Raw genomic sequence first — 19819 nt, forward strand, 5'->3', positions numbered from 1 at the left:
ACTGGATCATCCGATTAGCCGTAAAACATGGAGTAGAATCTCAACAAAGGAAGTCACATTAACGGCTTCAGAAAAAAGAAATAGAGGTGGCGTGCCACCTCTATTTTCGTGGAGGAAGACAATGAAAGAAATGAACCATTTTGGCGTGTACGGTGTTTGTGTTCGCGAGGGACGCATCCTTTGCATACGCAAGACGCGTGGACCATACCGCGGGAGATTTGATTTGCCGGGAGGAACGCCGGAAGAAGGCGAGAGTCTGGTAGAAACATTGCGACGAGAAATGTTAGAGGAGACTGGATTTCAAGTGTCTGCCATTCACCAAAATACGATTCGCGATGTATTTGTGACTATTCCAGAAATTGCGCGCGTTCATCATGAGTTCGTGTTGTTTACCATCGATATTGAAGAAAAGAACGCTCAAACGGTAGAGGACTTCGTGACGAGCAAAGAGAAGAACGATTCGAAGGGAATTGTGTGGGTTCCACTAGAAGAAGTGAGCGTTGAAAATGCGTCTCCACTTGTAATCGAGGCTGCACGACCAACACAGGCATTCGAGGCGAAGCATTACGAACAATGGGTGATGTACGACGAAGATTTTATGAACTAAAATGAATTTAGCTATTTAAAGACCTCTGAATTTTTGTTATAATATAGTTAAGCAGCTGTTCATGTTTTTAGTACCCTTTTTTGAAAGGGAATTCAGGGAGGTATTGTTAATGGAAGTTATTGTTGTTAAAACTCAAGAAGAAGGCGCATTAGCCGCTTTTGAGATTTTTAAACGCGCACACGGCGAAGGAGCGAAAGTGTTTGGACTAGCGACAGGCTCAAGTCCAATTGGATTATATGAATTACTTAGAAATAGCGATTTAGATTTTTCAGATCGTATCTCAGTGAACTTAGATGAATATGTTGGATTGGCACCAACGGACGAACATAGCTACGCTTATTTCATGAATGAATATCTTTTCAATGCGAAGCCATTTAAACATAGCTATTTACCAGATGGGATTGCAAAAGACGTAGATGCAGAAGTTGAACGTTATGAACGTGTTCTTCAAGAAAATCCAGTAGACTTGCAGTTATTAGGCATCGGAAGTAATGGACATATCGGATTCAACGAACCTGGTACACCATTCACTCAACGCACACATAAGGTTCATTTAACAGAATCAACCATTGAAGCGAACAAACGCTTCTTCGAAAAAGAAGAAGATGTGCCACGCTACGCTTATTCAATGGGATTACAATCCATCATGGATGCCAAAGAAATCGTGTTAATTGCATTCGGACCTAAGAAAGTCCATGCGATTAAAGGATTAGTGGAAGGTCCTATCACAGAGGAAGTTCCAGCAAGTATCTTACAAAAACATCCAAAAGTTACAGTTATTTGTGATGAAGCAGCTGCAGCATTATTAACAAAATAAAAATCAATTTGAAGCGCCTTTCGGGTAACGGAAGGTGTCTTTTTTTGTCTTCAATACCGCTGAAATTAACATATTTGTTAATTAACAGTTATGTTAATATCTAGTTTTCAAAATTTTTTCTGAAAATTTTTGGGAAACCTAAAAAAGTACTTGACTAATGACGTTTTTTAGGGTAACCTAACAATTGTAGAGTCTACATAATTTGAAAGGGTGAATTCATTGATTACGATTAAAAATGTTGGAGTATCGTATGCGATGCAACCACATGTTTTAAAAGATTGTAATGCAACCATTGAAGGACCAACCATTACTGGGATTATTGGGCCCAATGGTGCAGGTAAATCAACATTATTAAAAGCAATATTAGGACTTATTCAATCATCAGGAGAAATTCTGATTGATGGAGAACCCACAAAAAAAGTATTACAGAAAATCGCCTATGTCGAACAAAAAAGCCACATTGACTTTACATTTCCAATCACCATTCGTGAGTGCGTTGCTTTAGGAAGAACTGTTAAAAAGAAACCATTGCAACGTTTGACGAAAGAGGATTGGGAAAAGGTCGATGCAGCCATTGAAGAAGTTGGATTAACTGATTTAGCATCTCGCCAAATCGGGGCTCTTTCTGGCGGTCAATTCCAACGTGTACTATTAGCGCGTTGCATGGTTCAAGAAGCACAATATATTTTCCTTGATGAACCATTTGTAGGGATTGATATGCTTAGTGAGAAAGTCATTATGACAATTCTCCGTAAATGGAAAGAGGAAGGGAAGACTATTTTAATGGTCAACCATGACTTATCGAAGGTGAAAGAATACTTTGACCATGTGATTCTTGTCAAACACGCGATTGTAGCCTCTGGAAAAACAGAAGACGTATTCATTAAGAAGTACTTAGATGATGTATACGGCGGAAGTGTTTATATTCCACAAGGAGGTGAGCAACATGCATAATTTCATTGAAGGGTTAATGGAATTCCATTTCCTACAAAATGCGCTTGTTTCAGCAGTCGTGATTGGTGCGGTTGCCGGAATTTTAGGATGCTTCATCATTCTAAGAGGGATGTCATTAATGGGGGACGCTATCTCTCACGCGGTATTACCGGGTGTAGCGTTGTCGTTTATTTTAGGCATTAACTTCTTTATTGGAGCCCTCGTGTTCGGGTTATTAGCATCGTTCCTTATTGCATTTGTGAATCAAAATAGTACTATCAAAGGCGATACTGCTATCGGGATTACCTTTAGTTCGTTTTTGGCATTGGGAGTTATTTTGATTAGTGTGGCGAAGAGTTCAACAGACTTATTCCATATTTTATTCGGGAATATTTTAGCCGTACAAGATATTGATTTACTCATTACATTGGTGGTGAGCGTGATTGTAGTCGTCGTTATTTTAGCGTATTTTAAAGAATTACAAGTAACGAGTTTTGATCCAGTCTTTGCTCAATCTTCAGGGATGAACGTACAATTTTACCACTACTTATTGATGTTCCTCTTGGCGCTTGTATCGATTACCGCGATGCAAAGTGTAGGGACAGTTATGATTGTGGCACTATTAATCACCCCTGCAGCAACAGCGTATTTATATTCAAATCGTCTGAAAACAATGCTGATTTTAGCCGCAACGTTTGGCTCATTGTCATCAGTATTAGGATTGTATATTGGATATACGTTTAACATCGCTATTGGATCAACCATCGTATTAACAGCAGCAGCACTTTTTGTCGTAAGTTTTATCGTTTCACCAAAACAAAGAGAAAGAAGGAAATCTCATGAATAGCATGAAGAAACTTTTAGTAGCCGCTCTTGTGGTATTAGGAATTGCAGGATGCGCTACAAGTAAAGATACAAGTAAAGATAATAGTTCAAAGGCAGATACTGAAAAAATCAATGTGGTGACAACCAACTCTATTATTTATGATATGACAAAAAATATCGCCGGCGATTTAGTAAACTTACATAGTATTGTTCCAGTAGGACAAGACCCACACGAGTATGAACCATTACCAGAAGATGTTCAAAAAGTTCAAAAAGCAGACTTGATTTTCTATAATGGAATCAACTTAGAAAACGGTGGGAATGCTTGGTTCACGAAGATGGTGAATAATGCCAAGAAAGAAGCCAATAAAGACTACTTTGCAGTGAGTGATGGCGTTGAAGTGATTTACTTAGAAGGCCAAAACGAAGCTGGAAAAGAAGACCCTCATGCATGGTTGAACATCGAAAACGGAGTTATTTATGCAAAGAACATCGCGAAACAATTAATCGCAAAAGATCCAAAGAACAAAGAAACATACGAAAAGAATCTAGCAGCTTATGTTGAAAAACTTGAAGCGTTAGATAAAGATGCTAAACAACGTATCGCGAAAATTCCTGAAGAAAAACGTTTAATCGTAACAAGTGAAGGCTGCTTCAAGTACTTCTCTAAAGCGTACGATATTAAATCAGCGTACATCTGGGAAATCAACACAGAAGAAGAAGGAACTCCAGAACAAATCACAAAATTGGTTCGTCAATTACGTGAATCAAAAGTTCCATCATTATTCGTAGAAAGTAGTGTGGATGAACGTCCAATGAAGACTGTATCTCAAGAAACTGGTCTACCAATCTTCTCAACAATCTTCACTGACTCTATTGCAGAAGCAGGAAAAGATGGAGACAGCTACTACAGCATGATGAAATGGAACCTAGATAAAATCATTGAAGGTTTAAGCAAATAAGAATTAGGAGCTCCAGGGGAAACCGGGAGCTCTTTTGTTTTGAGTTTTGAATGAGAATAACAAACAGCGAGGTGAAGAAGAATGAATAAATTTTTAAAAGTGATGTTTATCGTATTAATCATTGCGATGACAGGAGCAATGATTTTCCAAATTTTCTTTCCAGAGGTGATGGGTTCACACTCGGGATACGGAGTTGCAGTCGGTTGGCAAAGGGAAATCGGATTTTGGAATCTAGCCGTCCTTATGATTTTGATTGCTGTAAATGTGAAGTATGATTGGTTTTATTTGCGAGTGGTATTGGCAGCACTGATGGTTGGAGGAATTGGCATTGGAACCAATCATTTGTTAACGTATTTAGCTCAGGCTTCTTCAGTAAATCTCGTTGGAGCCATTGAAAACTACCTTCTTGTTGTGGGATGGGCAGTTGGTTGGTATCTTCAAGACAAAATGGAAAGGATGAATCCGTAGGGTTTATCTTTTTTTATGCAAATTTACACTCACCAGTTGACAAGCAAAAAGAATAGGTCTAAAATACAAAACAACTTAAGAACATAAATTCATTGACAAAGAGAGTACAGAATTTTGGAGTCGCAAGCGAGATGAGGTAGAGTGGAAGCTCATTGGATAAGAAATTCTGGAAGCGCACTTTGTAGAAAAGATGGGGAAATCGAGTAGCCATCTTCGCAGGAATCTGCGTTAACAAGGAAAAGGATCGGGAAGCAATTCCCCGTCAAAATAGAGTGGTACCACGACAGACATCGTCTCTTATGCTTTTTGCATAAGGGGCGTTTTTATTTTATAAGGAGGTTTCAAATGAAGAAAATTATAGCGATGCTCATCGTGCTTGTCGGCTTTTTAGCTTCGTGCACGAATCAAGTAACAACAGAAAATAGTACAGGGTCAGCGGTATTAGACCGCATCTACAAAAAGCAAAAAATCGTCATTGGAACGACAGCGGACTATCCGCCGTTTGAATGGCATTATATTAACGACGGTAAAGACTCTGTTGTCGGAATCGATATTGATATCGCTAATGCCATTGGTGAAGCGCTTGGGGTAGAAGTAGAAATTCGAGAGATGGAATTTAACTTCTTGATTGCTGCGATGAAGTCTGGGAAAGTAGACCTCGTTCTTGCAGGGATTACGCCAACCGAAGAGCGTAGTAAGGAAGTGGCGTTCACGAATATTTACTACGATTCACATATGGTAGCGGTCGTGAAGAAGACGGATGCCGGTAAGTTCACGTCGCTAGATAGCTTCAATGGGGCAAATGTCGGAGCGCAAAAAGGAACCTCTCAAGAAGGCATTGTAAAAGACACATTGACAGGTGCAACACTCACGTCACAACCGAAAAATCCAACCTTGATTTTAGCCTTGCAACAAGGAAAACTCGATGCGGTGATTATGGATAATATTGCAGCGGATGAATTCGTAAAGGCGAATAATGACATCACCGTTGCTTCGGTAGAAATCCCAAGTGAAGATGCCGGAACTGCAGCCGTGGCGCAAAAAGGCAATGAAGTGTTTGTACAAAAAGTACAAGAAGTGCTCGATCAGTTAGAGTCTTCAGGGAAACTAAAAGAATCGATTATTCGCAATACGAATTTAATGTCAGAATAGAAAGAAGGAAAAAGAATGGAATTAATCATTAAATATTGGCCTCTATTTCTCGAAGGGGCAACGACAACCGTGTTACTGTCATTCTTCTCTGTAATTGTCGGGGTTGGATGTGGAACCTTAATGGCACTCGCAAGACTTAGCCAGAACAAGTTCTTGTCAAAAGCAGCGAAGGTCTATATCGACATTATTCGTGGAACGCCACTTCTTGTACAATTGTACTTAGTGTATTTTGGACTCGCGACCGTTCTTGATTTAAACGACTTTGTTTCAGGAGTCATTGCCGTGTCTGTGAATACGACAGCCTATATCGCTGAAATCATCCGTAGTGGGATTCAATCGGTGGATAAAGGGCAAATGGAAGCCGCTCGTTCAATGGGGATGCCGAAACGAATGGCGATGCGTCAAATTATCTTGCCACAAGCGATGAAAAATATTTTACCAGCCATCGGGAATGAATTTGCGACCTTAATTAAAGAAACATCTATCGTCTCTTTAATCGGTATTCACGATTTAATGTATAGCTCGGATACCGTTCGTGGAGCAACCTTTACGGTATTTATCCCATTGTTAATGACGGCGTTCTTATACTTCGTCATGACAACGACGATTGCATTCTTTATGGACAAACTAGAAAGGAAGTTACAAGCCAGTGATTAGAACAGAAGAAATTAAAAAACAATACGACGATAAGCAAGTCTTAAACGGAATTTCCACTCATATTGAACAAGGGGAAGTGCTAGTGATTATCGGTCCTTCTGGATCAGGAAAATCGACTTTCTTACGTTGCCTAAACTTACTAGAAGAACCTACTAGCGGAAAGGTGTTCTTCAAAGACCAATGCATCAATGAAAAAGGAGTGGACCTCGATAGCGTGCGTCAACACTTAGGGATGGTGTTCCAACACTTCAATTTATTCCCGCATTTAACCGTATTAGAAAATATCACGATTGGACCAATTCAATTGAAGAAAATCGACAAGGCGGTCGCAGAACAAAAAGCGCACGAGCTTCTAGAGAAAATGGGCTTAGCTGATAAAGCGGATGTCTATCCAAACTCACTATCCGGGGGGCAAAAACAAAGAATCGCGATTGCACGTTCACTTGCGATGGAACCCGATGTGCTCTTCTTCGATGAACCAACGTCAGCGCTGGATCCAGAAATGGTCGGCGAAGTGCTAAACGTAATGAAGGAACTTGCAGCAGGAGGCATGACCATGGTTGTCGTAACGCACGAAATGGGATTTGCCCGTGAAGTGGGAACGCGTTTAATCTTCATGGACGGTGGCGTGATTGTGGAAGAAGGCTATCCAAAAGAAGTCCTCGAGAATCCACAAATGGAGCGGACACAATCGTTCTTATCAAAAGTATTAATCTAATAGAAGAAAAGTCTTATTTGCGATGATGCGAATAAGGCTTTTTTTTGTGGGTTGAAAAAACGTAAACAAAATCAAAGAATGTTAGCAAAATGTTTACAGAAAAAATCCTTGCAATGAATCTTGTGAGGTGCTACAATGTAAAACGTAAGAATTACGATTTGAGAAATGGAGACAGAATATATCATGAAAAAAACAACTTTTATTGGATTATTATTGATGTTTGTACTGGTTGCCGTTGGATGTGCGCCAAGTAATTCAAACAGCAAAACACAATCAGGAAAGCTAAAAATTTCAACGACCTTCTTTCCGATTTATGATTTTACAAGAAATATTGTAGGGGATGAAGGAGACGTATCGCTTGTCATCGGTGCTGGAACAGAGCCACATGACTACGAACCTTCTGCAAAAGAAATCGCAAAAATGAGCGAAGCAGATGCGCTTGTTTATGATAGCGAGTATATGGAAACATGGATTCCTGCAGTTCTTAAGACTATCGAATCTGATAGCAAAGTCAAAGCAATCAGCGCAACTAAAGATATGGTACTTCTTCCTGGTGGAGAAGAGGAAGAACATGACCATGACCACTCTGGCGAAGGTCACAGTCATGAATACGATCCGCACGTATGGTTATCACCAGAGCGCGCGATTCAAATGGTTCAAAACATTACGAAGCAGCTAGCAGAAGCTTTCCCTGAGCGTAAAGAAGCTTTCGAGAAAAATGCTAAAGCATACATCGAAAAATTAACAGCGTTGCATAATGACTACAAAAATGCATTTAAAGATGCAAAACAAAAGAATTTTGTAACACAACATACTGCGTTCCACTATTTAGCATTGGATTACGGCTTAAACCAAGTGGGAATCACTGGGATTTCACCAGAAGCTGAGCCAAGTGCTGCACGTTTAGCAGAATTAACAAAATACGTGAAAGAAAACGACATTAAGATTATTTACTTTGAAGAAAATGCTTCTGAGAAAATCGCGAAAACATTAGCGGAAGAAGCAGGCGTTGAGTTAGCCGTTTTAAATCCAATTGAATCTTTAACAAAAGAGGAAATGGATAAAGGTGAAGACTACATCTCTGTAATGCGCGAAAACCTTGAAGCGTTGAAGAAGACTACAGACCAACCAGGAAAAGACATCCAACCAGAACACGCAGAAGACGAGAAGACAGTTTCAAAAGGCTACTTCGAAGACAGTGCTGTAAAAGATCGCACACTGTCTGATTACGCTGGCGAATGGCAATCCGTATATCCTTACTTAGTAGATGGCACTCTTGATCCAGTCTTTGACTACAAAGCAAAAATTGGCAAAAAGATGACAAAAGACGAGTACAAAGCATACTACACAACAGGATATAAAACAGATATTAAAAATATCAATATCACGGATACAACAATGGAGTTCCAAAAAGAAGATGGAACAACTGCTAAAGCAGAATACAAATATGTAGGATACAAAATTCTAACATACAAAAAAGGAAACCGCGGCGTCCGCTTCTTGTTTGAAGCTGTGAACCCAGTAGAAGGTGCTCCTAAATACGTTCAATTCAGCGACCACAACATCGCTCCAGTGAAAGCAGAACACTTCCACATCTTTATGGGCAATGAAAGCCAAGAAAAATTATTCGAAGAAATGGACAACTGGCCAACATACTACCCATCAAACTTGACAGGGTTGGAAATTGCTCAGGAAATGGTTGCGCACTAAAAACCAGGATACGAGGGCGAACGCTCAGGACTGAAACACTGGACCGGAGTAACGCAAGGGACTTGGAACAAGTCGTGCGGATACTACGGGAAGTGGACGTCAGTCCTGTGAGCCCGAGTTCAACTCCACAGGATGTGAGAGTGAGCTCAATAAACCACTGCGAATAAATTTCTGCAGACACCAAAAAACAGGATTCGATTTCGAATCCTGTTTTTGTTTACTCAAAATTAACTTATAAGTTAATTTTGATTTGTTAAACGATGCAAATTTATCATAAAAGATAATTATCATATATGATAATTTCAGCTTTTTTCACGAGGAAAAATAAGCACAAAACCGCACTATCATGCAGAAAAATAAACTTTCAAAAAAGTCCGATTTTTTGAGGTTATTTTGTTGACTATTACTAAACTTAATGTATAATGGTCTTTGTGTTAGTAAACAATTAGTTTAAAAGGAGAAGACAATGGAAATCGGTCATCAACTGCGTGCCCTCCGTATTCAAAAGGGTTTAACGCAAGAAGAGTTAGCAGAGAGAACAGATTTGTCAAAGGGATATATCTCGCAATTAGAGAATGATTTGAGCTCGCCATCAATGGATACGTTCTTTGATATTCTTGAAGTGTTGGGATGCCCTGCAGCGGACTTTTTCGATGAGGGGCCAGAAGAGGCGCTCACGATTTACCGCGAAGAGGATATGACGATGATGGAAGACTCCAAGCACCAAACGACGGTCACGTGGCTCAATCCAGACTCGAACGAGCATGAGATGGAACCCGTAATTCTAGAGTTTGCCGTTGGGGGAGCGTACAAGACGTTCCAACCGTCACTTGCGGAAACATTTGGGTATGTGTTCGAAGGTTCTATTCAGGTCAAAGTCGGTAAACAAGTTGAAGTAGTTTCCAAAGGAGAGTCCTTCTATTTTGAGGCGAAAGCCAAACACCAAATTAGCAACGCCGGTAAGACAACATCGAAAGTTTTAGTCGTGGCGACAGATTCATATTTATAATTAAGAAAGTTAGGTGCTAGCAATGTCAAACAACACAATTATCTCATTTGAGAATGTGAACAAATTTTATGAGGACACTCATGTATTAAAAAATATTAACTTCGAAATCGAAAAAGGAAAATTCTATACATTACTAGGGCCTTCGGGATGCGGTAAAACAACAATCTTGCGTATTATCGCTGGATTTACAGATGTATCGAACGGAAAAGTGACTTTAAACGGGCAAGACGTTACTAACCTTCCACCAAACAAACGTAAAGTGAACACTGTTTTCCAAGACTACGCATTATTCCCACATATGAATGTATTCGAAAATATCGCGTTTGGATTACGCTTAAAGAAAACTCCAGAAAACATCATTAAAGAAAAAGTGGCAGACGCTTTAAAAATGGTGCAATTATCTGGATACGAAAACCGTGAAATCTCACAAATGTCTGGTGGACAACAACAACGTGTGGCCATCGCACGCGCGCTTGTCAATGAACCAGAAGTACTACTACTTGATGAACCATTGTCAGCATTAGACTTAAAACTTCGTACAGACATGCAATATGAACTTCGTGAATTGCAACAACGTTTAGGAATCACATTTATCTTCGTAACGCATGACCAAGAAGAAGCGTTAGCGATGAGTGATGAAATCTTCGTTATGAGCAAAGGGGAAATCGTTCAATCGGGAACGCCAGTAGATATTTACGACGAACCAATCAACCGTTTCGTTGCGGACTTTATCGGTGAAAGTAATATCGTTGATGGGGTTATGAAGGAAGACTACCTTGTAGAATTCGTTGGTAAAGAGTTCGAGTGTGCCGATGCCGGAATGCGTCCAAATGAAAAAGTTGAAATCGTGATTCGTCCAGAAGACTTATCGTTAACATCTATCGACAAAGGAAAATTAACGGTTGAAGTGGACACTCAATTATTCCGCGGAGTTCACTACGAAATCATCTGCTATGACGAAAATGGCAACGAATGGATGATTCACTCAACTCGTAAAGCAGAAGTTGGATCAAAAGTGGGCTTATACTTCGAACCACACGATATCCACGTAATGCGTTTTGGAGAAAGTGAAGAAGACTTCGACGCTCGTTTAGAAAGCTACGAAGACGAGGTAGAAGAAAATGACTAAACAATCGCGTCTATTATTTTCCATTCCATACTTTATCTGGTTGTTATTATTCGTAGTAACGCCACTTGGAATGATTTTCTATAAATCATTCTTCGACATCAATGGTCAAGTAACGCTTGGAAACTATACAAACTATTTCGCGTCAGGAAACTACTTAGAAATGACATTCAACTCAGTGTGGTATGCCTTTCTAGTAACACTCGTAACGCTACTCGTGAGTTATCCAACAGCACTTTTCCTAAGTCGTACAAAACATAAACAACTATGGCTTTTATTAATCATCTTACCGACATGGGTAAACTTACTATTAAAAGCCTATGCATTTATTGGAATCTTTAGCCAAACAGGAACAGTGAACAACTTCCTTTCATTATTCGGATTGGCGCCACAAGAATTCCTATTCACTGACTTCAGTTTCTTAACGGTAGCAGCGTATATCGAGTTACCATTTATGATTTTGCCAATCTTCAACTCTATCGAAGAGTTGCCAAGTTCACTCATTGCGGCAAGCCGCGACCTTGGGGCAACAAAATGGGATACGTTTAGACGCGTTATCTTCCCATTAACAATGAACGGAGTGCGCAGTGGAGTACAAGCCGTATTTATTCCATCGCTCTCACTCTTCATGTTGACTCGTTTGATTGGAGGAAACCGCGTGATTACACTTGGTACAGCCGTTGAGCAACATTTCTTAGTAACGCAAAACTGGGGAATGGGTTCTACAATCGGGGTTGTATTGATTGTAGCAATGATTATTTTAATGTTTATTACAAGAGACCGTAGAAAAGGAGGCGTATCAGAATGAAATTAGAAAATAATAGCAAGTGGACGAATCTCTACTTAGTTTTCGTATTCGTAGTTTTATACGCTCCGATTTTCTACTTGATTTTTTACTCATTTAACAGTGCTGGTAGCATGAACGGATTTGAGAGTTTCACACTCGACCACTATAAAGCCGTTCTTGCGGACACACGTTTAATCGGAATTGTACTCGATACATTAATTCTTGCACTCTTATCTTCTTTAATCGCGACAGTGATTGGAACACTTGGAGCTATCATGATCCATTACATCCGTTCAAACCGTCGCAAACAAGTATTATTAGGCTTTAACAATATTTTGATGGTATCGCCAGACGTTATCATCGGTGCCAGCCTTTTAATTCTCTTTACAGTGGTTGGATTCAAACTCGGCTTTATGTCGGTATTACTTGCGCACATCGCGTTTAACATTCCAATCGTTGTACTGATGGTTTTACCAAAATTATCAGAAATGAACCCATCGATGATTACAGCTGCTCGTGACTTAGGAGCAACAAGCTCACAAGTATTAACACGCATCGTTTTACCAGCAATTACACCAGGAATTCTAAGTGGATTCTTTATGGCATTTACGTATTCATTAGACGACTTCGCCGTGACATTCTTCGTAACAGGAAATGGATTCTCAACGATTGCCGTTGAAATCTACTCACGTGCGCGCCAAGGAATCAGCTTAGAAATCAATGCCTTAAGTACATTGATGTTCCTATTCTCATTATCACTCGTGATTGGATATTACTTCATTCAAAAATTCCAACAAAAACGATTGAATGGGAAGGCTTCAGAGAGTGACCTATTGAAAGGAGTCACACTATGAAGCGACTAACGATGTTAATCGGGACGATCGTAGTTTCTTGCCTAGTGTTGTTTGGAATGCGTAAGAATTTTGAAACAGCAACGGCAGGTGACCCTCAAACCATTATCGTATATAACTGGGGAGACTATATCGACCCAGAACTTATTACACAATTTGAACAAGAAACAGGTTATAAAGTTATTTATGAAACGTTCGATTCAAACGAAGCCATGCTGACAAAAATTAAGCAAGGTGGAACGAACTACGATATCGCCATTCCAAGTGAGTATACAATCCATAAAATGGTCGAAGAAAACTTACTTGAAAAATTAGATTATTCAAAAATCAAAGGGATGGAACATATCGACCCACGTTTCTTACATCAATCCTTTGACCCTGATAATTCATACAGCATTCCTTATTTCTGGGGAACGCTAGGAATTGTTTATAATAAGAAAGTTTATCCAGAAGGAATGATTAGCGAGTGGCGCGATTTATGGAATGCGGATTTAAAGGATTCCATTCTATTTATTGACGGAGCTCGTGAAATGATGGGGATTGCTTTACAAACACAAGGCTATTCTCTTAATGAAAAAGACGTAGCCATTGTTAAAGACGCTGGTAAATTCTTGAAGACATTGATGCCAAATGCAAAAGCGATTATCGCTGATGAAATGAAGACATATATGATTCAAGGAGAGGCCAACATAGCCGTCACTTTCTCAGGGGAAGCTTCTAAAATGTTGAGTGAGAATGAAGATTTAGCCTATGTGGTTCCAAGCGAAGGAACGAACTTGTGGTTTGATAATATCGTTATTCCAAAAACGGTTGGTAACAAGGAAGGCGCGTATGCGTTTATCAATTTCATGTTGCGTCCGGAAATCGCAGCGAAGAATGCTCAGTATGTTGGTTATGCAACTCCTAACAAGGATGCGATAGCGCTCTTGCCAGAAGACATTACTTCGGATGAGAGCTTCTATCCGAGTGAGGAAGCGATGGAAAAAATGGAGGTTTACGAGAATTTAGGAACCGACCTATTATCGCTTTACAACGACCTCTTTTTAGAAGCCAAGATCTTTAGAAACTAAGAAAAATCGAGACACGCTCTCGATTTTTTTTGTGCAAAAAAATAAAAAGAAAAATGAATAAAGGAACTTCGTTCCTTTGAAATTCGGGTGCAGGAATAAAAGAAGAGAAAATTGAATAAGGTTCAATTCGCCTTTAAATCCAACGGATATCTTCATAGTAGTGATAGTGGCTGTACCGTGTTGAGCCTGTCGTCTCAACTACTACCGAGCTTCAAAGTGACTCTAGGAAATAAATTTCAAGAGTCACTAATTCACATCGGTTACAACCACCACTATTCCTACTATAGAATCCGTGGATTTTAGGCTCATTGGGCTTATTGATAAATTGCTCTTCTTTTATTTTGCCGAATTTCAAAGTAACGAAAATTTTTTTGAAAAAAGGGAGAGTGTGCGGATTTTTAGAGTTCTGCTTCTGAAAAGAGGTGTTGGAAAGAGGAATAGGGCTTGGGGACGGCTAGGAGAACAGGGTTAGTGCTGAAAAAGTGCAAAAAGTAAGCCCTCGTCCGATTGGAGAGGGCTGGAGGTTAGTTTGTGTAGTAAAGGTTTGTGCCAGCAAATTGTGGTTCGCAGGTTACCATGATTCCTAGGCTTCGGAAGGTTTCTTCGTCGGCTTTTTGAAGGATGACGGTGCTGTGTGCTTGTAAGTGGCGCAAGTTTTGTAATTGATTTTTGGCAGCTTCTGCGGCAGGGTTAGTGACTGCTGAGATGCTGAGTGCGATGAGCACTTCTTTACTATCGAGTGAGCGGCGTTGGTGTTTTAGGACGTCGCTTCCGAGTTGGCCAATCGCATTTAAAATCACTGGTGGTAATAAATGGATGGAGTCACCAATTTCTGCTAATTCTTTAATGCAGTTGAGTAGGCAGGCTGCGCTGGCTGTCATGGTGTCTGATTGTTTTCCTGTAATGATTTTGCCGGTTGGAAGTTGTAAGGCTACTACTGGAACTTTCGCTTCGGCTTCTTTTTCAAGAGCGGCTTTTACAACTGGACGGTCTTGTGGAGAGAGTCCACTTTCTTCCATGATGTACTTGCCACGTTGAGCTGCTTCCAGCGTTCCGATACCGCGTTTGTAGTCGCATTGGCCTGCGTAGTAACGGCGGATGATTTCTTGGTTGGAAGCTTCGCAAACGACTTCATCATCAGTGATAGCAAATCCGACACGGTTTACGCCCATATCTGTTGGAGAGTTGTAAGGGATTGGAGCGTCGCCGTAAATCTTCGTTAAAATACGACGGAGAAGTGGGAAGGCTTCGATGTCTCGGTTGTAGTTCACGGTCGTTTCGCCGTATTTTGCAAGGTGGAAGGTATCAATCATGTTGACATCTTCTAAGTCTGCAGTGGCTGCTTCATAGGCCACGTTCACAGGGTGGTTCAATGGTAAATTCCATACAGGGAATGTTTCGAATTTAGAATAGCCGGCACGACGACCACGTTTGGTTTCGTGATACAGCTGGCTTAAACATGTCGCTAGTTTTCCGCTGTTGGCACCAGGAGCGGTTACGACGACAAGAGGGCGAGTCGTTTCGATAAATTCATTTGCGCCATATCCTGCGTCACTAACGATGGTTTCAACGTCCATTGGATAGCCTTCTGTGTAGCCGTGCGTATACACTTTAATGCCGCGACGTTCGAGGGAGTTTTTAAATTGTGTTGCAGCAGGTTGGCCTGTATAACGAGTAATGAGGACACTATTGATTTTAAGGTCCCAATAGTGAAGGTCGTCCATTAAGCGAAGAACATCTTGGTCATAAGTAATCCCAAGGTCACTGCGAACTTTATTTTGTTCGATATCACCAGCGTACACGCAGATAATAATCTCTGCTTGGTCGCGTAGGCGGTGAAGTAATTTGATTTTTCCGTCTGGATCGAATCCTGGCAATACGCGCATCGCGTGGAAATCACCGATTAATTTGCCTCCGAACTCTAAGTATAGTTTGTCATAAGCGTTGACACGTTGAAGAATGTATTGACTTTGTTCTTCAAGGTATTTTTCGCTATCAAATCCTAATTTCATAGAACAACCCCCTTAATTTCATTTCAGTAGTATAGCATGAAAAAAAGGGGAATTCTATAGAAAATGACGGCTTTTTACCCCACAGGAAAAAGAGTTGCAAGCGCCATTATGACAGAGTAGAATAGTAATGGACTCACTCAAAATAACGGAGGATTTTCGTATGAAAAATATGTTGGATTATATTAAAGAGTTTGGGCACGTTTCGTTTGAAGAAAGAGCCTTTTCTGAAATCGACGCATTAGTTTTAACGGAATTAGAGTATTTACCACTTGAAAAAGTTGTTCCAAGCGATGAAAATGGTGAGATTTTTGTCACAGTGAAAGAAATCGCCGAGTATATGCAGGAACATAAACAAGAATTATTCGCCGAGAATCCAATGATGATGACCGAGGAGCGGCATGAAGTATCGCAAGTGATTGCGGATGCACCTCGTTTCCAATCGTTGAAATTCTTCGGTGTGGTAAGCGTTTGGGATAAAGATACAACAAAACAATTCGCAGCTGTCACGGTGGAAGTAGAACCTAGTGTCAGACTTGTTGTGTTTAGAGGGACGGATGAAACGCTGATTGGCTGGAAGGAAGACTTCCTAATGACGTATTCACCACTTGTTGCGGCTCAGACGGATGCCAAGGAGTATTTAGCCAAACAAGCCAGTTTATGGGGTGGGGACTTAATGATCTCAGGACATTCAAAGGGTGGTAACTTAGCCATTTATGCTGCGGCTACTCAGGAGGAAGACGTGCAACTGCGCATTGTCGATATTTTCTGCTTTGATTCTCCTGGATTGTACCGTTCTGTACTTGAAACAAAAGGATATCAAAATATAGTGCCATTAGCGATGCGTTATATTCCACAAGATTCACTTGTTGGATTAATGCTAGAATCCGAAGTGCCGTATGTCATTGTCAAAAGTAATGCCACCGGTGCGATGCAACATAGCGCCATGACATGGGAGATTGAAGACGGTCAATTTATTAAGATGGAAAAATTAACCAAAAATAGTCAGTTGAATGACCAAACGTTCAAGAAATGGACGGAATCGGTGAGCGATGAAGAACTGGAATTGTTCTGGAATGTGTTCTTTGAACTACTATTTTCTGTTGGAATCGATACGGTGAATGATTTATACGGACAGTTTATGCATTATGTGCAAGAGTTCTTGAAGGCAGCAGGGGATATGGACGAAGAAAAACGTGAATTGTTAACACGTATTGCGCTATTACTCGTTTCGACTCGCTTTGAAGTTTGGAAAGACTCGTTAGATATGTCTGAGATGGTGCCGTTTGAATTGCCTGAGGTGAAATTGCCAACATGGGATGAACTCATGACGACTTTAAGTTGGAAGAAGAATGGCTTTGAGGTCCATTATCGTGCTACTGAGGAAAACGAAGAGATTCGCGCGTACTATCAACAGCGCCACGAACAAAAGAAACACGAAGAGCAATAAAAAGAGAGTTGTCCAAAATTCACTTATAAGTGAATTTTGGGCAACTCTTATTATTTATACTATTGTTCGCGTTCAATCGCGATGGCAACGCCCATGCCGCCGCCTACACAGAGGGAAGCGACCCCGATTTTACCGTCGAGTTGGTCGAGAGCATTGATCAGTGTGACCACAATACGAGTGCCAGAAGCACCGATTGGATGGCCTAGCGCAATAGCACCACCAAATGGATTTACTTTTTCAGTTGGAATCTTCAAGTCTTTGATGACCGCCATGCTTTGTGCGGCGAATGCCTCATTCAGTTCAAAGACATCCACTTTTTCAAGCGGAATCCGTGTACGCGCTACTAATTTTTGAATGGCAGGGACAGGACCGATTCCCATAATCGAAGGATCGACACCAGCTTCAGCATAGCCTTTCAATGTTGCAAGAATTGGAAGGCCAAGCTCTGTTGCGTATTCACGTGTTGTCATGATGACACAAGCGGCACCATCGTTAATTCCAGAGGCGTTTCCGGCAGTTACTGTTCCGTCTTTTTTGAAGGAAGGTTTGAGGCCGGAAAGACTCTCAAGATTCGTGTTTGGACGGATAAATTCATCCGTTACTTTTAAGTCGTCAGATTTTGTTTTGCGATTGAAGACTGCTACAGGAGTGATTTCGCTAGCGAAACGTCCTTCTGCTTGTGCTTTAGCGGCTTTTTGTTGAGAAGCCACAGCGAAAGCGTCTTGTTCTTCGCGGGTAAATCCGTATTTTTCAACGATGTTTTCAGCGGTAATTCCCATAGGGTCTTGTGAGTAGGCGTCCGTTAATCCATCATTAAATAAAGAGTCTACTAATGTCACAGGACCATTTTTGGGAGCAAAGCGTTGTTGTAATAAATGCGGCGCAAGACTCATATTTTCCATACCGCCGGCTAAGACGATTTTAGCATCTCCTAGTCGAAGGACTTGTGCGGCTGAAATAATGGCTTTTAGTCCAGAACCACAGACTTCATTAATTGTTACGGCAGTACTTGCATGAGAAAGGCCAGCGCCTAGTCCGACTTGACGTGCTGGGTTTTGTCCAAGACCTGCTTGTAAGACATTTCCAAAGATGACTGTATCAATTTGTTCAGGTGAAAGATTCGCTTTTTGGATGGCAGCTTTTGCAACCGTTGTTCCTAGTTCGATAGCGGAAGTGGTAGCAAATTGCCCGCCAAATTTACCAATCGCAGTACGTGTGGCACTCACGATGACGATATCATTTCCGTTCATATTTTCAATCCTTTCTAGGTTATATTTCCTATTTCGTTTCTATTCTATAAGATTTTGCATAAGAAACCTATCAATTTAGTACAAATAATTAGTAAAGAATTGTTTAAATTCCCTAACATTTGGTGAATTCAATTGTCCTAACGGCGAATTTTTGCTACTATAGTGTGTGCTAAGAAAGAACAGGAAGCTCTATTTGTGTTTGGAGAGCTTTATTCGTAAAGGAGAACAATAAAACAATGAATATAGGGATAGATAAGATTGGCTTCTTCGTACCACCGACTGCATTAGATATGGAAACACTAGCAGTGGCGCGTGGAGTAGAGCCAGCTAAATACACGATCGGAATTGGCCAGTCTACAATGGCAGTAGCACCAGTGACGCAAGATATCGTGACTTTAGCCGCAAATGCTGCGTTATCAATCATTGATGATAAAGACCGTGAAGATATTGATATGATTTTATTTGGGACAGAAACAGGAATCGATCAATCGAAATCAGCTGCGGTTTATATGCAACGCATGCTTGGATTATCAAACCGTGTTCGTAGTGTAGAATTAAAACATGCCTGCTACGGGGCAACAGCTGCCTTACAATTAGCTAAAGGGCATATTGCCTTAAACCCAACTTCAAGAGTATTAGTCATCGCAAGTGACATTGCTAAATACGGATTAAACTCTGGCGGGGAACCAACACAAGGTGCTGGTGCAGTCGCAATGGTTGTTTCTAGTGACCCTCGTTTACTCGTTTTAGATAATGAAACAAGCTTGTTCACAGATGACGTGATGGACTTCTGGAGACCCAACTATGCAGCGTATCCAATGGTAGACGGAAAATTCTCAAACGAGCAATACATCCGTTTCTTTGCAGAAGTATGGAACGACTATCAAGCAAAAACAAATGCACAGTTCTCAGACTTTGACGCAATTTGTTTCCATTTACCATATACAAAAATGGGGATGAAAGCCTTCAAGCCATTCTTAGAAGAAATGAGCGAAGAGGAACAAGAACGCTTCACAGCGCGTTACCAAGAAGCAGCCGTGTATAACCGCCAAGTCGGCAACATCTACACAGGTTCATTATTCTTAAGCTTCATCTCATTATTAGATAATAGTTCTGTATTAGTAGCCGGAGACCGCATCGGATTCTTCAGCTATGGATCAGGAGCCGTTGGGGAATTCTTCGCCGGCGAATTAGTCGAAGGGTTCGAAAATCAATTGCATATCGCAGAACATAAAGCATTACTAGAAAATCGCAAAATGTTGACAGTAGAAGAATACGAAGAAATCTTCACAGAAGTGGTGGACGCAAGCGGTGAACAAACTTTCACACGTGAAGACAACAGCCCGATTACATTAACAGCCGTTGTTGACCATCAACGTCAATACACAATCAAATAAAGCGAAAACCGTAGCTTGTAT

The 19819-nt window shown here is 40.7% G+C and carries 19 protein-coding genes and 1 other annotated feature; of the genes, 17 read left to right on the forward strand and 2 right to left on the reverse strand.

Annotated features, from left to right (window positions below; genetic code table 11):
• The first annotated feature begins 121 nt into the window (after positions 1-121).
• From O3793_RS08230 to O3793_RS08300, 15 genes are all read left to right on the forward strand, one after another.
• Complete coding sequence (locus O3793_RS08230) at positions 122-607, forward strand: NUDIX hydrolase (protein WP_175814572.1); 486 nt, start codon at positions 122-124, stop codon at positions 605-607.
• Positions 608-716: 109 nt separating this feature from the next.
• Positions 717-1424: a glucosamine-6-phosphate deaminase gene (locus O3793_RS08235; RefSeq protein WP_371446767.1), complete on the forward strand. Its 708-nt coding sequence runs from the start codon at positions 717-719 to the stop codon at positions 1422-1424.
• A gap of 219 nt (positions 1425-1643) precedes the next feature.
• The gene (locus tag O3793_RS08240) at positions 1644-2378 is read left to right on the forward strand and encodes a metal ABC transporter ATP-binding protein (RefSeq protein WP_049555327.1); all 735 of its coding nucleotides are present in this window, start codon (positions 1644-1646) and stop codon (positions 2376-2378) included.
• On the forward strand, positions 2371-3204 hold the full coding sequence (locus O3793_RS08245) for a metal ABC transporter permease (RefSeq protein WP_048711065.1): 834 nt from the start codon (positions 2371-2373) through the stop codon (positions 3202-3204). Before O3793_RS08240 ends, O3793_RS08245 begins: the two co-directional genes overlap by 8 nt.
• A 1-nt stretch (position 3205) precedes the next feature.
• Complete coding sequence (locus O3793_RS08250; RefSeq protein ID WP_371446795.1) at positions 3206-4144, forward strand: metal ABC transporter substrate-binding lipoprotein; 939 nt, start codon at positions 3206-3208, stop codon at positions 4142-4144.
• Between the two features lie 81 nt (positions 4145-4225).
• Entirely contained in the window at positions 4226-4612 is a 387-nt protein-coding gene (locus O3793_RS08255) for a hypothetical protein (RefSeq protein ID WP_371446770.1), read from the forward strand.
• An 83-nt stretch (positions 4613-4695) separates the two neighbouring features.
• Positions 4696-4913 (forward strand) — a binding site (T-box leader).
• Between the two features lie 44 nt (positions 4914-4957).
• Complete coding sequence (locus tag O3793_RS08260) at positions 4958-5764, forward strand: transporter substrate-binding domain-containing protein (RefSeq protein ID WP_371446772.1); 807 nt, start codon at positions 4958-4960, stop codon at positions 5762-5764.
• A gap of 15 nt (positions 5765-5779) precedes the next feature.
• Positions 5780-6421 (forward strand): amino acid ABC transporter permease, encoded by a 642-nt coding sequence (locus O3793_RS08265; RefSeq protein ID WP_371446774.1) that lies wholly within the window; start codon positions 5780-5782, stop codon positions 6419-6421.
• Positions 6414-7139 (forward strand): amino acid ABC transporter ATP-binding protein, encoded by a 726-nt coding sequence (locus tag O3793_RS08270; RefSeq protein ID WP_371446776.1) that lies wholly within the window; start codon positions 6414-6416, stop codon positions 7137-7139. The genes O3793_RS08265 and O3793_RS08270 overlap by 8 nt, the downstream gene beginning before the upstream one ends.
• 183 nt (positions 7140-7322) lie before the next feature.
• A complete protein-coding gene (locus tag O3793_RS08275) occupies positions 7323-8849 on the forward strand; it encodes a metal ABC transporter solute-binding protein, Zn/Mn family (protein ID WP_371446778.1) in 1527 nt (508 codons plus the stop codon).
• Positions 8850-9315: 466 nt separating this feature from the next.
• Positions 9316-9858 (forward strand): helix-turn-helix domain-containing protein, encoded by a 543-nt coding sequence (locus tag O3793_RS08280; RefSeq protein ID WP_371446780.1) that lies wholly within the window; start codon positions 9316-9318, stop codon positions 9856-9858.
• A gap of 22 nt (positions 9859-9880) precedes the next feature.
• Positions 9881-10987, forward strand: coding sequence for an ABC transporter ATP-binding protein (locus O3793_RS08285; RefSeq protein WP_371446782.1), 1107 nt, complete (start codon positions 9881-9883; stop codon positions 10985-10987).
• Complete coding sequence (locus O3793_RS08290) at positions 10980-11792, forward strand: ABC transporter permease (protein WP_371446784.1); 813 nt, start codon at positions 10980-10982, stop codon at positions 11790-11792. The genes O3793_RS08285 and O3793_RS08290 overlap by 8 nt, the downstream gene beginning before the upstream one ends.
• Positions 11789-12625: an ABC transporter permease gene (locus O3793_RS08295; RefSeq protein ID WP_371446786.1), complete on the forward strand. Its 837-nt coding sequence runs from the start codon at positions 11789-11791 to the stop codon at positions 12623-12625. The genes O3793_RS08290 and O3793_RS08295 overlap by 4 nt, the downstream gene beginning before the upstream one ends.
• A complete protein-coding gene (locus O3793_RS08300) occupies positions 12622-13692 on the forward strand; it encodes an ABC transporter substrate-binding protein (RefSeq protein ID WP_048714010.1) in 1071 nt (356 codons plus the stop codon). Before O3793_RS08295 ends, O3793_RS08300 begins: the two co-directional genes overlap by 4 nt.
• Positions 13693-14216: 524 nt before the next feature.
• Here the strand turns inward: O3793_RS08300 and O3793_RS08305 are convergent.
• On the reverse strand, positions 14217-15704 hold the full coding sequence (locus O3793_RS08305) for a DUF1846 domain-containing protein (protein ID WP_371446788.1): 1488 nt from the start codon (positions 15702-15704) through the stop codon (positions 14217-14219).
• 160 nt (positions 15705-15864) lie between these two features.
• Between O3793_RS08305 and O3793_RS08310 the strand changes: the two genes are divergently transcribed.
• Positions 15865-17151, forward strand: a complete 1287-nt coding sequence (locus tag O3793_RS08310; RefSeq protein ID WP_371446789.1) for a DUF2974 domain-containing protein — start codon at positions 15865-15867, stop codon at positions 17149-17151.
• Positions 17152-17210: 59 nt separating this feature from the next.
• On the opposite strand, the gene O3793_RS08315 is transcribed toward O3793_RS08310, so the two are convergent.
• A complete protein-coding gene (locus O3793_RS08315; RefSeq protein ID WP_371446791.1) occupies positions 17211-18401 on the reverse strand; it encodes an acetyl-CoA C-acyltransferase in 1191 nt (396 codons plus the stop codon).
• A 236-nt stretch (positions 18402-18637) separates the two neighbouring features.
• On the opposite strand from O3793_RS08315, the gene O3793_RS08320 reads away from it, so the two are divergent.
• Positions 18638-19798, forward strand: a complete 1161-nt coding sequence (locus O3793_RS08320) for a hydroxymethylglutaryl-CoA synthase (RefSeq protein ID WP_371446793.1) — start codon at positions 18638-18640, stop codon at positions 19796-19798.
• Positions 19799-19819 lie beyond the last annotated feature (21 nt).

This window comes from Granulicatella sp. 20925_1_28 (assembly GCF_041433575.1).
In the GTDB taxonomy this organism is placed as follows: Bacteria; Bacillota; Bacilli; order Lactobacillales; family Aerococcaceae; genus Granulicatella.

Excerpts from the sequence above, each read along its gene's own strand:
- O3793_RS08255 (WP_371446770.1), top strand. The coding sequence starts at position 4,226 with ATGAATAAATTTTTAAAAGTGATGTTTATCGTATTAATCATTGCGATG.
- O3793_RS08275 (WP_371446778.1), top strand. The coding sequence starts at position 7,323 with ATGAAAAAAACAACTTTTATTGGATTATTATTGATGTTTGTACTGGTT.
- O3793_RS08315 (WP_371446791.1), bottom strand. The coding sequence starts at position 18,401 with ATGAACGGAAATGATATCGTCATCGTGAGTGCCACACGTACTGCGATT.
- O3793_RS08290 (WP_371446784.1), top strand. The coding sequence starts at position 10,980 with ATGACTAAACAATCGCGTCTATTATTTTCCATTCCATACTTTATCTGG.
- O3793_RS08280 (WP_371446780.1), top strand. The coding sequence starts at position 9,316 with ATGGAAATCGGTCATCAACTGCGTGCCCTCCGTATTCAAAAGGGTTTA.
- O3793_RS08250 (WP_371446795.1), top strand. The coding sequence starts at position 3,206 with ATGAAGAAACTTTTAGTAGCCGCTCTTGTGGTATTAGGAATTGCAGGA.
- O3793_RS08320 (WP_371446793.1), top strand. The coding sequence starts at position 18,638 with ATGAATATAGGGATAGATAAGATTGGCTTCTTCGTACCACCGACTGCA.
- O3793_RS08235 (WP_371446767.1), top strand. The coding sequence starts at position 717 with ATGGAAGTTATTGTTGTTAAAACTCAAGAAGAAGGCGCATTAGCCGCT.
- O3793_RS08310 (WP_371446789.1), top strand. The coding sequence starts at position 15,865 with ATGAAAAATATGTTGGATTATATTAAAGAGTTTGGGCACGTTTCGTTT.
- O3793_RS08300 (WP_048714010.1), top strand. The coding sequence starts at position 12,622 with ATGAAGCGACTAACGATGTTAATCGGGACGATCGTAGTTTCTTGCCTA.
- O3793_RS08260 (WP_371446772.1), top strand. The coding sequence starts at position 4,958 with ATGAAGAAAATTATAGCGATGCTCATCGTGCTTGTCGGCTTTTTAGCT.
- O3793_RS08230 (WP_175814572.1), top strand. The coding sequence starts at position 122 with ATGAAAGAAATGAACCATTTTGGCGTGTACGGTGTTTGTGTTCGCGAG.
- O3793_RS08285 (WP_371446782.1), top strand. The coding sequence starts at position 9,881 with ATGTCAAACAACACAATTATCTCATTTGAGAATGTGAACAAATTTTAT.
- O3793_RS08295 (WP_371446786.1), top strand. The coding sequence starts at position 11,789 with ATGAAATTAGAAAATAATAGCAAGTGGACGAATCTCTACTTAGTTTTC.
- O3793_RS08305 (WP_371446788.1), bottom strand. The coding sequence starts at position 15,704 with ATGAAATTAGGATTTGATAGCGAAAAATACCTTGAAGAACAAAGTCAA.
- O3793_RS08265 (WP_371446774.1), top strand. The coding sequence starts at position 5,780 with ATGGAATTAATCATTAAATATTGGCCTCTATTTCTCGAAGGGGCAACG.
- O3793_RS08245 (WP_048711065.1), top strand. The coding sequence starts at position 2,371 with ATGCATAATTTCATTGAAGGGTTAATGGAATTCCATTTCCTACAAAAT.